12 protein-coding genes are annotated in these 18,107 nt (G+C 44.0%); 3 read left to right on the forward strand and 9 right to left on the reverse strand.

Going from position 1 to position 18,107, the window contains the following annotated elements; genetic code table 11:
- Window positions 1–37 precede the first annotated feature (37 nt).
- A complete protein-coding gene (locus FW774_RS18155) occupies window positions 38–700 on the forward strand; it encodes a DUF4290 domain-containing protein (RefSeq protein WP_149349641.1) in 663 nt (220 codons plus the stop codon).
- Between the two features lie 395 nt (window positions 701–1,095).
- Window positions 1,096–2,421 carry a UDP-N-acetylglucosamine 1-carboxyvinyltransferase gene (gene murA / locus FW774_RS18160; protein WP_149349642.1) on the forward strand — a complete coding sequence of 442 codons (1,326 nt, stop codon included), beginning with the start codon at window positions 1,096–1,098 and terminating at the stop codon, window positions 2,419–2,421.
- A gap of 121 nt (window positions 2,422–2,542) precedes the next feature.
- Here the strand turns inward: murA and FW774_RS18165 are convergent, their stop codons facing one another.
- From FW774_RS18165 to FW774_RS18195, 7 genes are all read right to left on the reverse strand, one after another.
- Window positions 2,543–3,568 carry a quinone-dependent dihydroorotate dehydrogenase gene (locus FW774_RS18165; RefSeq protein WP_149349643.1) on the reverse strand — a complete coding sequence of 342 codons (1,026 nt, stop codon included), beginning with the start codon at window positions 3,566–3,568 and terminating at the stop codon, window positions 2,543–2,545.
- Window positions 3,569–4,188: 620 nt separating this feature from the next.
- Window positions 4,189–7,344, reverse strand: a complete 3,156-nt coding sequence (locus FW774_RS18170) for a glycosyl hydrolase (protein ID WP_149349644.1) — start codon at window positions 7,342–7,344, stop codon at window positions 4,189–4,191.
- A 76-nt stretch (window positions 7,345–7,420) separates the two neighbouring features.
- Window positions 7,421–8,431, reverse strand: coding sequence for a DUF6528 family protein (locus FW774_RS18175; RefSeq protein WP_149349645.1), 1,011 nt, complete (start codon window positions 8,429–8,431; stop codon window positions 7,421–7,423).
- Window positions 8,432–8,540: 109 nt separating this feature from the next.
- Entirely contained in the window at window positions 8,541–10,100 is a 1,560-nt protein-coding gene (locus FW774_RS18180) for a RagB/SusD family nutrient uptake outer membrane protein (RefSeq protein ID WP_187774950.1), read from the reverse strand.
- Between the two features lie 77 nt (window positions 10,101–10,177).
- The gene (locus FW774_RS18185) at window positions 10,178–13,552 is read right to left on the reverse strand and encodes a TonB-dependent receptor (RefSeq protein WP_187774951.1); all 3,375 of its coding nucleotides are present in this window, start codon (window positions 13,550–13,552) and stop codon (window positions 10,178–10,180) included.
- Window positions 13,553–13,766: 214 nt separating this feature from the next.
- A complete protein-coding gene (locus FW774_RS18190; RefSeq protein WP_242457875.1) occupies window positions 13,767–15,008 on the reverse strand; it encodes a FecR family protein in 1,242 nt (413 codons plus the stop codon).
- A 59-nt stretch (window positions 15,009–15,067) separates the two neighbouring features.
- A complete protein-coding gene (locus FW774_RS18195; RefSeq protein ID WP_149349648.1) occupies window positions 15,068–15,652 on the reverse strand; it encodes an RNA polymerase sigma factor in 585 nt (194 codons plus the stop codon).
- Between the two features lie 220 nt (window positions 15,653–15,872).
- Here FW774_RS18195 and FW774_RS18200 point away from each other — a divergent pair, with 220 nt between their 5' ends.
- Entirely contained in the window at window positions 15,873–16,733 is an 861-nt protein-coding gene (locus tag FW774_RS18200) for a polysaccharide deacetylase family protein (RefSeq protein ID WP_149349649.1), read from the forward strand.
- Between the two features lie 72 nt (window positions 16,734–16,805).
- Here the strand turns inward: FW774_RS18200 and FW774_RS18205 are convergent, their stop codons facing one another.
- Together FW774_RS18205 and FW774_RS18210 are read right to left on the reverse strand one after the other, a co-directional pair.
- The gene (locus FW774_RS18205; RefSeq protein WP_242457876.1) at window positions 16,806–17,123 is read right to left on the reverse strand and encodes a hypothetical protein; all 318 of its coding nucleotides are present in this window, start codon (window positions 17,121–17,123) and stop codon (window positions 16,806–16,808) included.
- Window positions 17,092–18,045, reverse strand: a complete 954-nt coding sequence (locus FW774_RS18210) for an SPFH domain-containing protein (protein ID WP_149349650.1) — start codon at window positions 18,043–18,045, stop codon at window positions 17,092–17,094. The genes FW774_RS18205 and FW774_RS18210 overlap by 32 nt, the downstream gene beginning before the upstream one ends.
- Between the last annotated feature and the right edge of the window lie 62 nt (window positions 18,046–18,107).

An 18,107-nucleotide genomic window follows, 5' to 3' on the forward strand; every position in this document is an offset into this window, starting at 1 on the left:
GACGGGGACAATTCCCAAAAATTGCTAAACAGGAAAAATGAATTTTGATTATAACAGCACCAGGGAGAAATTAATTCTTGCCGAATATGGCCGTAATGTGCAAAACATGGTGGCCTATATCTGTACCCTTCCTACAAAAGAAGAGCGCAACCGCCATGCACAGGTGGTGATAGACCTTATGGGATTTTTAAATCCCCACTTACGTGATGTGGCCGATTTTAAACACAAATTGTGGGATCATTTATATATTATATCCGGATTTAAGATCGATGTGGATTCGCCGTATCCCAAACCTTCCGAAGAAAATATACACATTAAGCCTGAACCGCTTAAATATCCGCAGAACCGTATTCGTTACAAACATTACGGCAAAACGGTAGAATATATGATCGAAAAGGCCAAGCAAATTGAAGACCCTGACCGGAAGCAAAATATGGTACAGGCCATTGCCAATTTCATGAAGATATCTTACGTTACCTGGAATAAAGATACCGTAGCCGACGAAACTATTATCAGCGATCTGAAAGAGATGTCGAACGGTGAATTGGTTTTACAGGACAACGTAAACCTGAATAAGGTAGAGTTCCGCGTACCGCCCCCGGGCAACCGTCAGCGTAACAGCAATCAGAACCAGAGCTCAAACAAAGGCAAGCAGAATAACAACCGCAACCAGGGTAAACGGAAACAACAACGTTATTAAGGGTTGCAGGTTATGAGTTATGAGTTATAAGTTATAAGTTATAAGTTATAAGTTATAAGTTATAAGTTATAAGTTTTACGTGGCCAATGGTTCATAGCTTATAGTCCGGAAGACCGAAAGTCAGAAAAGACAGGAAGCAACCTTTAATAATTAACAGTTGACAACTGACAGTTGACAATGCCTGTATGATTTATAGGTTATGATTGAGAGACAAAAACATAGAAACAAAACAAAGAGCATACTCCTACTCCCTCCCTCAGGGAGGGCCGGGGTGGGCTAATAGACAAGAAACAAGACGATAACATAGTCTGCTTATTCCCTCCCTTGCGCCACCGCTAAAGCTAAGGCGGCACGCGGTTGGGAGGGTTGGGGGGGGCTTTTTACTTTACCATCAGATGAATGCTTTCGAAATATACGGCGGTAAACCGTTACGTGGCGAGATAATTCCGCAGGGTGCAAAAAACGAAGCGCTGCAGGTTATTTCGGCGGTGCTGCTTACCAAAGATAAAGTTACCATCAGCAATATACCCGATATTAAAGACGTAAATAAGCTGATCGAGCTGTTAGGCGATCTGGGCGTACGCATTGAGCGCATCAGCAAAGACACTTATACTTTCCAGGCCGATAACATTAACCTCGATTTTTTTCAGTCGGATATTTTTAAAGCCAAAGGCGGAAGCCTGCGAGGCTCCATCATGATCGTTGGCCCGCTGCTTGCCCGTTTCGGTAAAGCCGCCATCCCTAAGCCGGGTGGCGATAAAATCGGTCGCCGGCGTTTGGATACTCATTTCCTGGGATTTGAAAAACTGGGCGCCAAGTTCAACTACAATACTGAGTCAGGCTTTTTTAACATCGATGCCAGCAACCTCAAAGGAACATATATCCTGCTGGACGAAGCATCGGTAACCGGAACAGCCAATATTGTAATGGCGGCAGTGCTTGCAAAAGGTAAAACCACGATCTACAATGCCGCCTGTGAGCCCTATTTGCAGCAGCTTTGTAAAATGCTGAACCGTATGGGAGCCAATATCTCCGGTATCGGTTCAAACCTGCTAACCATAGAAGGTGTTGACGAGCTTTCAGGAACGGAACATCGCCTGCTGCCGGATATGATAGAGATCGGTTCATTTATTGGCCTTGCGGCAATGACCGAATCTGAAATTACCATTAAAGATGTACAATTCCAGGAGCTGGGCATCATCCCCGATGTATTTAAACGCTTAGGCATACAATTCGAGCTTCGTGGCGATGATATTTATATTCCGCAGCAAGCGCATTACGAGATCGACACTTTTATTGACGGATCGATCATGACCATTGCCGATGCGCCCTGGCCGGGCTTCACTCCCGACCTGCTGAGCATCATCCTGGTGGTTGCCACACAAGCCAAAGGCAACGTGCTTATTCACCAGAAAATGTTTGAAAGCCGCCTGTTCTTTGTTGATAAGCTGATCGATATGGGCGCCCAGATCATTCTGTGCGACCCGCACCGGGCAGTGGTTATGGGCCTGAACAAACAGGTAAAGCTTCGTGGTATCCAGATGACCTCGCCGGATATCCGTGCGGGGGTTTCGCTGCTTATTGCCGCCTTATCAGCCAACGGACGTTCTATTATCCACAATATTGAGCAGATTGAACGCGGTTACCAGGATATCGACATCCGCTTACGGGCGCTTGGAGCCAATATTACCCGGATCGATGCCATGCCGGCGACACATTGACGCTTTATTCCCCCCGGGGAATAAAATAAAGTGCCTATTGCTGCGTAGAAATAGATCCAGGGCCCCTGAGAAGCTAAAAGGCTTGTACTCCCTATGGGATCGGAAATGCTTTTAAGTTGGTTTATTGCCTGATCAGGCTCCGTTTTATCCGGCTGATCAGTGCCGGGCCTTCGTAAATAAAGCCCGTGTACACCTGCACCAGGCTGGCGCCAGCGTCCAGCTTTTCCTGTGCGTCGCGGGGTGAATGAATACCTCCTACCCCGATAATTGGAAAGGCTTTTCCTGATTTTTCGGACAGGTAACGGATCACTTCGGTTGAACGCCGCGTTAAGGGCTTGCCGCTTAATCCTCCGGTTTCTTTAACAAGCCGTGGTTCTGATGATAAACCTTCGCGGGATATGGTGGTATTTGTGGCAATAACTCCGGCTATACCTGTTTCTTTCACTATTTCGATAATATCATCCAGTTGGGCATCGGTCAGGTCGGGAGCAATTTTTAACAAGATAGGTCGAGATATACCATTCTTTGAATTTCGCTGCTGTAACGTATTCAGAATTTGCTTTAACGGTTCTTTCTCCTGCAAATCACGCAAGCCGGGCGTATTCGGCGAGCTTACGTTTACCACAAAATAATCAACCACATCAAACAATTGCTCAAAACATTTGATGTAATCGCTAACCGCGTCCTCGTTAGGTGTAATTTTATTTTTACCAATATTTCCCCCGATGATCAGGCCGTTCCGCTTTAAACGCCGCAGCCGCTCTGCTGCTACTTCCACACCCTGGTTGTTGAATCCCATGCGGTTTATCAGGGCTTCGTCGGCTACCAGGCGAAACATGCGTGGTTTCTCGTTTCCCGGCTGGGGCAGTGGCGTAACGGTTCCAATCTCAATAAAACCAAAACCAAAAGCCGACAGGGCGTCCACCCATTCCGCATTTTTATCGAAACCTGCGGCCAATCCTACAGGGTTTTTAAACGTGAGGCCGAATACCTGACGTTCTAACGACGGATGCTCAACATTGTAAACCGAGTTTACGAGCTTTTTGATCACCCGTACCCGGTTTGCCCGCTTTAAGGCAGAAGTTACCAGATGGTGGGCATTTTCGGGTTCAAAACGAAACAGCAATGGTTTTAGTAAAGCGTACATGCCGCAAAGGTAAGGACATTTGATTTACGATTTACGATTTTTGATTTACGATTTAGGCAAAAGGTATTCCTTTAGGAGATTTTTTGATTTAAGACTGGGTACGAAGCATTACTGCACATTTGATTTACGATTTACGATTTTTGATTTACGATTTAGGCAAAAGGTATTCCTTTAGGAGATTTTTTGATTTAAGACTGGGTACGAAGCATTACTGCACATTTGATTTACGATTTACGATTTTTGATTTACGATTTAGGCAAAAGGTATTCCTTTAGGAGATTTTTTGATTTAAGACTGGGTACGAAGCATTACTGCACATTTGATTTACGATTTACGATTTTTGATTTACGATTTTATGCTCAAGGCATCTCCTTACCAAAGAACTCTTTGGAAGAACGATTAAGAATTTCCATTTTTATCATAAGTTAATGTGAGTTCGGGATAGGAAACGCACAATCTGTTATCAGCATTTATAACACTAATAATAGCGATATTTGAATATTTTAAGCAATAGTGCGGCGTTGCAAACGCCGTTTTCGGCATCCCGATTACAAATCGGGACGAGCCCCTGCTTGACAAGCCAGGGAAACGGGATTCGTATTTTCGCCCGGTTTTACCGGTTAGTATGAAAAAACCGTAAAATCTTCCTGCAGGCCATAACCGTATGTCTGATACTGATTACCCGGCGGATAGGATTTTATATTATACCATTTGCCGGGGTCAACCAATCCCGGTGCAGGATTTTTATGATGCGGCCCCAGCAGGTTCTTTAAACTTCCGATAACCGCTACCTCAATCTTATTGGTCCCTTTTTTAATGAATGGCGTTATGTTCAGCGTATTGGGTTCGGACGTGATGATGCCGGCAAATACATTATTTACTTTTACGGCGGCAACAGTTCCATTCCATTTACCTAACTGCACCTCGTATTCTTTCTTTACATCCGAAACCGTTACATTTTTACTGTAGGTTACCGACTGACCATACATCGGCAGCCCTTGCTTATTCCAATCGCCTAAAGCCAACGTGCCGGGCCGGATAATTTTCCAGCCTTTAGCTGCCGGAACGAGGTTAAAATCGCCCAAAATATATACCGGTTCTATCTCGGCGTATACACTCATTGGCGAAACCGTTAATGAAATACTGTTTTTGCCGGGTTTGAGATATTTGCCAATTTCAATAACACCAAATGAACGGTCGAGCCACCATTTACCTTTTACAGGCTGCACTTTTATTCCATTAACGGCTATGCTCTGCCATAGTTTGGGTTGTTCAACAACAGCCCTGAAATGTTCTGTCGTTACATCGCCGGCAATATCGAAATAATAGGTTGCCGTGTATCCTGTACCCACGGAGAAGGTATCGCGGGCCACAATTTTATCTTTAAACTGTGTCCGGTTATTCCACGGGTTGCCAACGCCGTCGGTAAAACCGAAATGCTTAAAGGCGGTATTCGATGCTAAACCGACATGCATATCCTTGTAGCTGGTATCCGGTTTATGTAATTGCAAATCGCAGAAATCAATGGTCAGGGTATTTTCTGCCGGTCTTGCTATTTGTAACGGGCCAGTTTTAACAAGGGTTCTATTGCCGGGTATGGTATAGGATTTATATCCCGTCTGCTTTTTATTGCTGATAAACAGCATCATGCTGCCGGCAGCCGGTATATCAAACGAAACGGATATTTTCCCGGCATATTCCTGTTCAGGATAGTCCTGTATTTCGCCGGTAAAGAGGTTCATGTACAAGGCATCTTTTCCCTGAATGGTAAGCGTTCCCACCGAGGCTTCGGTCATGCTGGCATTGGAAAGAAACAGCAGCTGCCCATCCGAAAATTGCCGGCGCTGGTAGTACAGGTTACCTCCTACCGGGTTTGCCCATATGCCTGACAAGGTAAAATCTTTTGGTAACAGATGCGTACGAACAATACCTTCATTCGGTGTATCGACATGCAGCATGTTGGCTTTAGCCGTGTTAAAATCATCCAACTGCTTGTTTTCTGCACCATCCAGGTATGTGAGCTTTTCAAAAAACAGCACCTTGCCTCCCTCCCGTACATACTGCTTTAACAAGCGGAATGTAGCATTATCGATATTTTCCATCCCGGGAGGAATTACTACCGTACTGTATGCCCGCTGCCCGATCACAAATTTTCCGTTCTCGATTTTCCCGTGATCTTTGATGATATTTTCGGAGCCTAAATCAAATTCGGCATGTGTTTTTTGCAGCAGGGTCACAAAATCATTGAAGCTCTTACCGATCTCAAAAAAACGCTTGTTTTCCTTACCCCTGAAGTAATACATCCAGGCAGAGGTTGTTGGCTCGATAACCAGGATATCATTTTTTTGCTGACCGGAAGCAAGGCAAAGCGATAAACGGGCATAATAGTGATTCAGCGCTTTATAATACGGCCACCAGGGCTCGTGGTATGAAAAACTTGGCGGATAATCGTATTTACGTGCCCCGGTAAGCGTCATGAATGATAAATGCTGATTCAGGAAGTTAACACCGAGCACAAATTCCCAGTCGGCCAGGCGTTTCATATCCTTAAATGTCAGCTCCCAGCCCGAACCACCATAGGTTTCTGAAAGCGTTCTTTTTTTACCGAGCTGGTTGGCCACGCTACCCAGCTCTTTAACAGCCCTGATATTGCCAAACTGAACCGGCTTTTCCTCGTTAAACTGGTTGAACAGCATATCTATTCCCGGCATCTGGTGCCAGGCGTACATGGCCATGTTGTCCGGTCCGTGGTACGGGCTTGGCCAGCCGTGCTCCCAGTAATGCCCCGTCCAGGTGAGGTTGTGCTGTTCCATGTACTGATGCATCGGCTTTGACCACCGGTCTATAAACAGTTGCAGCAGCGTTTGAAAATAGTTGTGCCTTACCCGTTTCCAGTCGCCGGTTTCCTCGAATAGTGACGGCAGGTTGGGTTGCAGATCATAGCCCCACTTTTGCTTAAAGGTGCTGAACAGATCAGGTGTCCAGCGTATGCAATCCTTGCCTTCATTAACAATGGTCGGCTCGTCTGAGAATACACCGGGAACCGTTTTACCAAATTCGGCGCCGGCCACCCTTTCGTAGCCTTTAAACGTAACATCAATGAATTTTTGGGTCACTCCTTTTGCCATGAGGTCAACATACGATACGCCAATAGGCCCCGCCACGGTTCCCCGGTTTGACTTCTGGTAATTTACCTTCCGGAAAAGCCGGTAGTTCCCGGTTTTCCCTTTTTCGGCCGGCAAATTATTGGTAATGTCTCTGTATTGGCCGTTTTCTTCTTTCAGGCAAACAAACACATCTTTTGTATCGGCCGGAATACTGCTTACCTCATCCATATACAGCATCTGGCCCTGGTTATACGCCTCGGGCATCTGCTCTCCTACAAGACCACCGCCGAAACCGGTAGGATATGAGTTTTCATCGTATATCCACACTTTTAATCCCAGCTCTTTGCCTTTCTGTTCGGCATATTGAAACAGGTTATACCATTCATCAGAAAGATATTCTGTGATCAGGCCGGGCCGGGCATGGACAATTACGCCGCCAAAATCATTTTTCCTGTAATCCAGCAGCATGGAATCGATGACCGGTTTGGTCACTTTAGCATTCCAAACCCAGAATGGTGTAGTGCCATATCCTGCACGGGGATCGCGAAAAGCGGTTTTTAATGCTTCAAAGCTATCCGGGTTCTCTTTATTATCATCCCGGTTTTGAAAACCGAGCGTAAGAAGTAATGTAGCGGTTAAAATACTGAACAGGATTGTTTTTAATTTCATTTTTATCAGGGACATTATCAGAATTACTGTCTTAAATTACAATTTTCTATATATGAATGACGAATATAAATCAAACTTAATTACACTGCTTAAACTGACCATCAGCAGAATAACTAAATATATTTTCTAACAACCAGCGTGCTTTATAAATTCTAAGATTGTTTTGCATATAAAGCGATTCACCATTCATGCTCAAAATTTCATCTGTCCACCAGGATATTTTGCTCCGTATAATAATTGTCGGGAAGCCGGCCGGCCCTGATGAAACGCTTTTTACACCCACGGAAGATTGTGCGATAGGAATAACCTCGAATTGTTTTGTATCGAACTTGTATTGGTACACCTTACTTCCTCCCGATAACCATAAGGCATCTTCGCCATATACCGGGAACAGGTCATGCAAGCCTTCGGGAAGCGTCAGCGAATAGGAAAAAGTTAATCCGGGAGCTGCACAATCAAAATTATACGTATACGCCTGTAAATCCAAAGCCGAACCAGCCCATAAAACTTGTCGTTTTTTGTCCCATACCACGTTATGCCCATCGTTGATGGGATACGTTTTAGTATACACATTATCCGGATAATGCAGGGTGTCTACCTTAACCAGGGTAAGCTTATTACCAGCAGACGAAGCAGCTACAATATTCCCATCGGGCAATAATTCTGCAGAATGCACATTACCGCCTACATACGCATAAAACATCAGTTTTTTATCTGCTATGCGTACCAGCGCTACAGCTTCGCCTGTTAATAAGATGTATTTGTTATTATAGACCGGCTTGGCTTCTGTTGGAGAAGAAAGCCATTGTATATGAGCTGCCGGAATAGTGGTGTTCATTGCAGCAGACCACTCCCATATCATGGTTTTAGATGGCAGATCCACTATCGCTATCCTGTTTTGAGACTGCTCGCTTAGTATCACGCATTTCTCGCATTGAGCAACAGATGCAGGAGGCGGTGGTAAAGCTGCAGGTGGTTCCGGCCCAGAAGTACCGGGCGGTGCGGGGTCTGTCTTGCCGCATCCGCAGAAAAACCAGGCAACATATATAAGTAATACAATGTTTTTCATCAATACAATACTTTTCATTGTAAGCGGAATTTAGTTATCTGATCAATGAGCCCGTCCTCCGGTTATTGTCTTTTTTACACCAGCAACAATATACCGGATACGGACAGGCTCATACTAACACCATTAATCAATAACCGGGATTTTGTTCTAATTTTTCATTAAGCAAAATTTCGGCGTTGGGTATAGGAAATAACAACCGATCCTGGGTAACATTATAGCTACCTGGCTGCAAATAGCTGTATTTTTGTTTCTGACTTACCCCAAAAGCATTCATCACAGTAATGGCATTCCCTGTACGTACTAGGTCTATCCACCGTTTATTTTCAAAGGCAAGCTCCACTCTTCTTTCATGAAGGATAATGGATCTAAGCGCTCCAGGATCTGTTGTGATAACAGGGCTTACGCCAGCGCCAAAGGCCCGGTCCCGCACCATATTCAGGTAAGTTAATGCCTGCGGCGATTTACCTGGCTGCTCATTTAAACTCTCGGCCAACAGCAATAGCACTTCTGCATAACGGTATACCGGCCAGTTATCGTTTGTTTGATTTCCGATAGTATGTGCATGCAGAAATTTCCTGGCAAATGGTCTTCCTACTTTACCTGCCGGCGCCGTATAACCTGCAATAGGCTTAACCGCTGTTGCTGTAAAATCATCATTAGCATTGAATGTTCCTTCGGCAACGGCAATAGTAGCATCTAAACGTTTATCGCCCGGCTCATAATCATTTATCAGGTTATCTGTAGGTGTATTATAGCCACCCATATCCTGAATAGTGTTTTGATTTACGCCGGTTATGATTGTTGAGCTTGCCATCCGCGGAATGTAGTTATAAACTGATGCAGCCGTATTAGGTTGCGGAGTAGCCAATGCGGTATTGAATTGTATCTCAAATATAGATTCTTTGCTGTTTTTGTTGGCTAACTGATACACATCGGTATAATTTGGCAACAAATCATATCCCATTAACAGTACCTGGCGCAATGCTGATTCAGCCAGATCATATTTTTTCAATGTAACGTATACATCGCCCAGTAAGGTGAGCGCCGAACCCTTAGTTGCCCGACCTGTTTGTGGAAATGCCGGAGGTGATAGCTTTTGCGCAGCATCCGTAGCATCAGCTATTATAAAATCATATACCTGCTGTACTGTTGACCGCGGTATGTAGGTTTCGGCACGGCTTAGTGGTGCATGCGGATAGATGGGAACTCCACCATAATAACGTACCAGTTCCAGGTAAGAAAGTGCCCGCAGAAACCTGGTTTCGCCAATTATTTTATCTTTACTCTCTGCCGGAAGTGTAATATCATCGATATGATCTAATATGGTATTGGCTGCCGATATGGCGTTGTAAGCAGCATTCCACTTGGCAGGTGTTTGTGTGTTCAGCTTATCATCCAGGAAATCTGCCACGGCATATTTGTTAACTGTAGCTACGCCCTGATCTGATGATTTATAATCATAGTGTGCATTATCTGACCGCATTTCGCCCATCAGCCAGGCACTTTTATTATTATAAATGCTTCTTACCTGTGCATACGCACCATTTAGCGCCAGGTTAAAATCATTCTCGGTCTTAAAATAATTACCCAGGTTAATGGTAGTGGGATTATTTTCTTCGAGAAAATCTTTACAGGATGCCAGACAAAGTGCCAGCATCAATAAACTATATATTCCAAATCTTTTCATCTGTATTAATTTGTTTATAAACGGTAATACACCGGCAGATACATCCGGCTTGTTCTTACTATATTTTAGCCGTTCCATTATAATCCCAGGTTAAGTCCGAACGTAAATGTGCGGGCCAACGGATAAGCTCCAAAATCCTGCCCCTGGCTTACTGAATTCAGCCCGGAGGAACTCACCTCCGGATTTCCCGGATAACTGGTAAAAATAAATGCGTTTTGTACAGTAGCATACAAGCGCAGATTTTTGATGTATGGCATACTACGGAACTTATTAAAGGTATAGCCCAAAGCAATATTATTTATAGTAAGGTGCGATGCATCGTGTACCCATAAGGTTTGATTGGCACGGTATGCCGCTGTTGTATTTGCAAGCGTCCGCGGAACCCGTCCGTTACCGGGATTTGATTCCGAGCGCCAGCGTTGTAACAATTCGGGTGGCCCGTTAAACACCCCATCCAGGTTATAGGTACTTTCTTCCATACCGTTATACAGATCGTTGCCGTAAGTACCCGACAGCGTAATATTTAAATCAAAGCTTTTATAACGGAAATCATTGCTGAGACCAAAAATAAAATCCGGATTAGGATCGCCGATAACAGTCATATCTTCGGGAAAAGTAATTTTATTATCACCGTTCAGGTCTTTATAACGTACCGTACCTGCCCGCGATAATGTTGTTGACGATGCCCCATAATACTTCGGGCCTTTATCTGCTTCGGCCTGTGTCATAAATACGCCATCAAATACATAACCATAGAACTGGCCAATAGGCTGACCTACCAATGTACGCCAGTCGGTAAATTCACTTAAGGTTGTACCGGGCCTATCAGCAAACGAAACGTTATTCAGTCCTATCCGCTTCACAATATTCCTGTTAAATGAAATGTTAAAGCCGGTGTTCCATTTAAAATCATGTACTAAATTCTTAGTGCTTATAGTAAACTCATGTCCCCATTGCCTGATATCGCCCAGATTATCCTGAACGCTTGAATAGCCGGATGACTGTGGAACCGGAACTGTAAACAACAGCCCATCGGTAAACTTATTATAATAATCGTACGTAACGTTAATTCTGTTTTTTAACAAACCGATATCTATACCGGCATCAAACTGTTTGTTGCGCTCCCAGGCCAAATCTGCATTTCCCAGGCTGCTCTGTACTTTTCCGGAAGCCAGACCGTTGCTGAATACGTAGTTGCTATTGGCAATAACGGGTGTTTGCGTATAATTGCCAATTTCATTCTGCCCGGTCAGTCCGTAGCTGGCCCTCAGTTTTAAAAGACTTACCTGCCGGATATTTTTCATAAAAGGTTCGTCACTGGCAATCCAACTGGCACCTATAGAAGGAAATGTTCCCCAGCGGTTATTTGCGCCAAAACGTGATGAACCATCACGGCGCAATGAACCTTGAACGAAATATTTATCTTTATAACTGTAGCTTACCCGCCCTAACACAGACAACATAGACCATGCCTCGGCATAGCTGTTAGAGGTTGTAAAACGTGTAGCCGCGTTTAAATAATGGACATTATTGTCCGGAAAATCACGTCCTACGAGTGTGCTCCAATATCGCGTATAACGCTGAGCGGTAAAACCGGCAAGAACTTCCAGCGAATGGTTAGCAAAACTTTTTTTAAAGCTTAGCAGGTTTTCGTTTAACCAGGTATTACCATTGTCAACTACCGATTCGCCCAGGGCCGAATCATTACCGGGGCCTGGAAATTCTACCGGAACATCGTTAAAACCGCCCAGGGCAGTAGAGGGAATAAACCGTTTACGCTGTAGCTGGGCAAGATCAACACTACCCGAAGTTTTAAAGGTAAAATCTTTCAGGAACTTAATTTCAGAAAATGCGCTTGCCAATAAACGCAGCCGGTTGGCATCATCGCTTACTTCTAACAACTGCCGCAAGGGATTGGCCCAGGCAAACAGGTTGGTAAATCCCTTAATGCCCAAAGCCAGGGAACCGTCAGGGTTATAGGGCGAGCCCATAGTTGGTATCATGGATGCTGATGCAAAAATGGCCCGTTGACCATCTACGTTAAAACTTGAACCCTGCCTGTTATTATGCTCCAGTTGCATGGAGGGCGCTACGTTCACGCCTACTTTAATATTTTTATTGAGGGTAAAATCACCATTAACACGTAATGAAAATCGCTTATAACCCGTATTGAGCACGATGCCATCCTGGTCAAAATAACCGCCTATTACACTTAGCGCTGATTTATCAGTAGCTGTTGAGAATGATAAACTATAATTCCGGGTAGCCCCTGTACGGGTTAGCACATCGAACCAGTCTGTACCTGTACCATACTGCTCCGGATTCTGGTATACGTCAGGAATACCTCCGGTATACCCTTCATATAAGGCCTTATCCTCGTAAAAACCTTTCATATAAGTGGCCAACTGAGTGGCATTCATTACCGGCGGCGTAAGCTCTTTCATGAGCGAGGCCATACCGTAATACGAGCTAAAGTCAACTTTGTGCACACCTGCCTTGCCACGTTTGGTAGTAATTATAACAACACCATTTGCTGCCCGCGAGCCATACAATGCCGTTGCCGATGCATCTTTCAACACCGAGAAATTTTCAATTTCATCGGGATTAATGTTATTGATGTTGTCAACAGCACCAATCATAGGTATACCGTCAACCACAAATAAGGGTTGTACACTTGATGTAAATGAAGCGGCTCCGCGGATGCGAAGATCCATACCCTGCCCCGGGCGGCCGGTAGCCTGGGCCAACTGCACGCCGGGAAGCTTTCCTTCCAGACGTTCTGCAAAAGTCCCGGTAGGCTGATCTGCTATATCTAAAGCTTTTAAGGTGGCTACAGCACCTACCACCTCTTTTGCTGATTGTGTGCCATAAGCCATTACAACTACCTCATTTAATGCCGTTACAGTTTCTTTTAGTTGCACATCAATAGAGGTCTGGCCATTTACGGCTATTTCCTGCGTAGTAAAACCGATATAAGCAAATACCAGCACTCCTGACGCATCGGGTATGGTGATGGCATAATTACCATCATTGTCGGTATTAACAGCAGTAGCTGTGCCTTTTAATCTAACAGTAACGCCCGCAAGAGGCTGGCCCTTGGTATCTGTTACTTTACCCTTTACCGTTATCTTACTTATAGCCGGCTTTATCAGCGCATCCGCAGCCTTACGCACAACAATAATATTTTGCACTATGCTGTATGTTACCTGCTGCCCCTCGAAACATTTTTCGAGCACGTTTTTTAAGTTACTGTTTTTGACATTGAGCGTAACGGGATGGGCATTTTTTATAATATCAGCATCGCACAAGATATCAAAACCTGTTTGCTTACGTATCGCTGTAAATATTTTTGCAATTTTTGCATTCTTTTCTGATAAGGTAACCTGCTGGGCATATCCCGTAGCATTAACCTGCATTAAGCCGGCAAGCAGAAAAAATACAACAAGTTTCATGATTAACAATAGTTTATAACCCCTGTAATATTTTCTATTACAAAGCTCATAAGAATAAAATTCCATATCTTTGAATATTAGGATTGGTTTAATAATTTGTTGTCACTCATTATTGTGTCTGTTAAAAGACAAGACCACCTAACCGCATACAGTGCGGCAATCAGGGGCGTTCCAACCGCTCCTGATTTTTAGGTAATCATTAGAACGTAATATTTTATTTCATAACGATTATCCTCCTTTCCCCGTTATATTGTGTTTCTATTTTAAAATGAACAACTCCTGTAAGCTCAAGCATTTTCAATACTTCCGATACATTTTTAAACCGCGATACGGTTCCCCATAAAGCTTTGTCTTTCAAATTATCCTGATACACAATTTCTACATTATACCAACGCGATATTTTCCTCATGATGCTTTGTACAGGCTCATTAATAAACATAAAGTAGCCATTCTTCCAGGCCACAGCCTCTTCTATATTGATATCGTTATTTACTGTTATTGCCGTTGGGCTAACCTGCGATAGTACAGCCTGCTGCCCGGGATGAAGTTTTACTCCGGCATCCAGAAGAGCAGCGGAATTAGGTTTAGATACCTTTACACTACCTTCTAAAAGGGTGGTTTTTATAACTTCCTCATCGGGATAGGCATTAATGTTAAAGTGTGTGCCTAATACTTCTACCCGTTGTCCTTCGGCCATCACAATAAACGGCACCCAAGCCTCTCCCCGCCCCGCCAGCCGGCTGGAGAGAGCGTGTTGTTTCCCCCTTTGAGGGATCAAGGGGGCCTTTGCCACTTCAAAATAACCTTCGCCCGTTAATGTTACCAGTCTCTCATTACCTGAAAATGTGGTAGGATATGTTAACGAAGATGCCGCATTTAACCATACCCTGGTGCCATCGGGTAATACAACCTGGTATTGCCCGCCTTGTGGTGTGCTTAATGTATTATATGCCAGTGGTACGGCAGACGATGCATCTGCCACATGATATACCAGTTGTCCATCTGCTGTTTTGGTAACCCGGATACCTGATTGCTGTGCAAGCTCCCCATCTTTTACATCAGTGAGGCTTATTTTGCGACCATCGGCAAGGGTCAGTATCGCTTTATTACCTCCGGGAGCAATATCATTTTTCTGGTTTACCACTAACGGCTGTTTACTGCCCGGATATTTCCAGAAATATAAACCAATAGCGCAAACAAGAATAACTGCTGCTGCATATTTCCAGAACCTGCTTATACTAAACACAGGGGCTGTTTTCGCTGGTGCCGCAATAACTGCCTGCAAGCGATTAAGCATCTTCGCCTCGAGCTCTTCTTTTGTACCAAGTTCCAGCTCATCCCAATCCTGCGTATGCTGAAATGAGTTGAAATAGTCTGCAAGCCATTGTTCTTCCTGCGGAGTAGCTTGTTTATTAAGATATTTATCGACTAATTTTAAAAATTCCTGCTTTTCCAATTACCTGCTTTTTGATAATAAGAGTAAAAAAGACAGGTTATCCCCTACGTGATTAAAAATTATTTTTTACTTTGAAAAAGCAGGTTAAGCATTACAATAAGGGTTGGTAGATTATTTAAGGATAGCCGAACCTGCTGCAGGGCTTTTGTGAGATGATTTTCTACTGTTTTTGTTGAAATATTTAGCCGGGCGGCAATTTCTTTATGTGATAAATGTTCCTCACGGCTTAGCAGGTACACTTCCCGGCATTTGGGCGGTAATTTTTCAATCACCATGTTGATCTGATGCACTAACTCCCGGTGTTCAATATTTCCATAATCAGGTTGGGTGATCAGTTGCTCTGTTAAACGGTCAAAAATTTCGTCCCGTACTTTACCACTTTTAATTTGCCTGTACACTTCATACCTGACCGCGGCAAACAGGTAGGCTTTCAGAGATATATTAATGTGTAGCTTATCCCGCTTATCCCAGATCCTGATAAAAAGCTCCTGGATAATATCCTCACAAGCTTGTTTATCTTTGAGCACATTGTATGCCGCTGTAAACAAGGGGCTCCAATACCTCCGGAAAATTGCTGTTAATGCAGCATCATTGCCCGAGGCAAGAAGTTGTATCAGCTCTGAATCGTTTACAGCATTTACCATAGGCTACAACCGCTTTAACATAGTGCCACCGAACTATTCCGCAGTCCAAAAAATCAAAGCAGTAAATTGATTAATATTCAAATCAAATTTATACTAATAACGCATATCATTGTATAACTTCCATAAATTTATTTTGAATTTTTTATTAAGAACCTGCTAAAAAAACCACCTTTTATCCCAGTATTATTAACTATTTTCGCACCGTTAATACAGATTTTATATGATTTTAAGAATTACCTGTGGAATACTGATTAGTGGAAGTGTATTCCTGCTCTCCTGTCAATCTAAATCGGCCTCCAAGCTGCCGCAAACAACAACCGAAACCTCACCGGAACAGAAACCCGGTGCAGCTGCATCTCAAGCCTCAACTGCTAAACCGGCCACCGCTGCCGAAATTATTGCCCGCAAACAGGTGCCGGTATTATGCTATCACCAGGTACGCGACTGGAAGCCTACCGACTCTAAAGTGGCGAAGGACTATATCGCACCTATTGACGTGTTCAAAGCGCACATGAAAATGCTGGCCGATAGCGGTTATCACAGCATTTTGCCCGATCAGCTGTATGATTACCTGACCAAAGGCACTCCGCTGCCTTCAAAACCCATTATGCTTACGTTTGATGATACCGACCTGGATCAATACACCATTGTTGCTCCTGAGCTAAAGAAATATGGCTATAAGGCCGTATATTTTGTAATGACCGTATCGCTGGGGCGCCCTCATTACATGAACAAACAGCAGGTTAAGGAGCTATCGGATGCAGGCAACGTTATTGGCAGCCATACCTGGGATCATCATAATGTTAAAAAATACCAGGGTAAGGATTGGGAGATCCAGATTGACAAACCTACCAAAACGCTGGAGGAAATTACGGGTAAGAAAATCGAGTACTTTGCTTATCCCTTCGGGTTATGGAGCCATGAAATCCTGCCGGAGATTAAAAACCGCGGTTTCAAAGCTGCTTTCCAACTGGCTGATAAACGCGATCCGGAATATCCGTTGTATACCATCCGGCGCATTATTGCCAGCGGCTATTGGAGCCCGAAAACATTGCATAATAACATTGTACGCAGCTTTTAATAAAGGCTCTGTAAGATATATCAACGCAGACGGGTTGCAAACCTGTCTGCGTTTTTAGTTTCCAGGAATTTCTCAGGCAATTATCTTAAAGGTAATCAGTATTGTAATAACAAATATCAGGAGCAATCCTGCCATGAACGCATATTCAGCAATATTCTCAAACACAACATGCAGCCTGATGCTTTTTCCTCGTATACTTAGAAATGCGAACAGACAGCTTACCATAAAGATCAATAAGGCGGTGGCAGTCAGCTCATCAACCAGGGTTTGGTCGCTTAATTTCAGGAATTTAAGCGAGGTTAATACCAGGAAACAAAACCCCAGCAGGTTTGACGACGCGTTTAAGATGTGGCTGGTTTTATTGCTGTAATCCTGTGTCATCGGCATCATTACCGGGTTGCTGTTTCAACATGGTCATACTCATCATTTCCTGCATGGTGCGTTTCATGCCTTCGCCGGAACCATCTAAAAATATCACATTCCCTTTAGAGTTTTCCGAAAAATGCTTGATAGCCTCCGTCCACATGGTAAACAGAATTACCGAGGTATCCATATCGGCACGCTGCATTTCCAACGCGGCAACAGACATCCCTTTGGCCACTTCTTCGCGAAATAAGGCAATACCCTGTCCACGCAGCTGAGCGGCTTCGCGTTCGGCTTCGGCAGCTATCTTAATGGCATTTCCCTCAGCCTCGGCGGCTTTTGTTTTGGTGATCAGCAGCGCCTGACCTTCGTTTTCGGCCGCGGCTTTCAGGTTATTGGATGCCACCACCTGGCTCATGGATTTCATGATAATATCATCAAACGTAATATCATTCAGCTGTAAATCCTGTAAGTGATATCCCCAGCCTTCCAGCGTCTGGTCAATCTGCTCTTTAACATGCTCTACAATGTCTTTACGCAAAATCAGCACATCGGCCTGCCTTTTGGTAGCTACAAATGCCCGTATTGATCCTTCCACTGTACGAATCAATGCCTGCATCAGGTTACGTTCGTCCACAAATTTGAAAGCCACGTTCTTTATCGTTTCCTCTTTCTGGTCAAGCACCGAGTAGAGCAGCATCGCCTTAAAATAAACGTTTGCCTGGTCTACCGTAACGGCCTGAAACTCCAGCTCTACCGAGCGGTTTTGCACTGAAATTACCGAATACACACTCTCTATGAGCGGGATTTTAAAATTCAGTCCCGGCAATAAAATACGCCTGTACTTACCAAAAATGGTGATCACAGCAATACGGCCCTGCTTTACCGTAGTAAATGACGATGCCAGTATAACGATTACAATGAACAAGAGAATATATCCCGTTACCATAAGCTGAATTTTTAATAATTCAATAAAGATATATAATTATCCGGGTTACCATTAAAAATGTG

The sequence above is a fragment of the Pedobacter sp. BS3 genome, assembly GCF_008274585.1.
GTDB lineage: Bacteria > Bacteroidota > Bacteroidia > Sphingobacteriales > Sphingobacteriaceae > Hufsiella_A.

What these genes read in the sequence shown, in the direction of transcription:
- FW774_RS18155 (WP_149349641.1), top strand. Translation starts at nt 38, where the DNA reads ATGAATTTTGATTATAACAGCACCAGGGAGAAATTAATTCTTGCCGAA.
- murA (WP_149349642.1), top strand. Translation starts at nt 1,096, where the DNA reads ATGAATGCTTTCGAAATATACGGCGGTAAACCGTTACGTGGCGAGATA.
- FW774_RS18165 (WP_149349643.1), bottom strand. Translation starts at nt 3,568, where the DNA reads ATGTACGCTTTACTAAAACCATTGCTGTTTCGTTTTGAACCCGAAAAT.
- FW774_RS18170 (WP_149349644.1), bottom strand. Translation starts at nt 7,344, where the DNA reads ATGAAATTAAAAACAATCCTGTTCAGTATTTTAACCGCTACATTACTT.
- FW774_RS18175 (WP_149349645.1), bottom strand. Translation starts at nt 8,431, where the DNA reads ATGAAAAGTATTGTATTGATGAAAAACATTGTATTACTTATATATGTT.
- FW774_RS18180 (WP_187774950.1), bottom strand. Translation starts at nt 10,100, where the DNA reads ATGAAAAGATTTGGAATATATAGTTTATTGATGCTGGCACTTTGTCTG.
- FW774_RS18185 (WP_187774951.1), bottom strand. Translation starts at nt 13,552, where the DNA reads ATGAAACTTGTTGTATTTTTTCTGCTTGCCGGCTTAATGCAGGTTAAT.
- FW774_RS18195 (WP_149349648.1), bottom strand. Translation starts at nt 15,652, where the DNA reads ATGGTAAATGCTGTAAACGATTCAGAGCTGATACAACTTCTTGCCTCG.
- FW774_RS18200 (WP_149349649.1), top strand. Translation starts at nt 15,873, where the DNA reads ATGATTTTAAGAATTACCTGTGGAATACTGATTAGTGGAAGTGTATTC.
- FW774_RS18205 (WP_242457876.1), bottom strand. Translation starts at nt 17,123, where the DNA reads ATGATGCCGATGACACAGGATTACAGCAATAAAACCAGCCACATCTTA.
- FW774_RS18210 (WP_149349650.1), bottom strand. Translation starts at nt 18,045, where the DNA reads ATGGTAACGGGATATATTCTCTTGTTCATTGTAATCGTTATACTGGCA.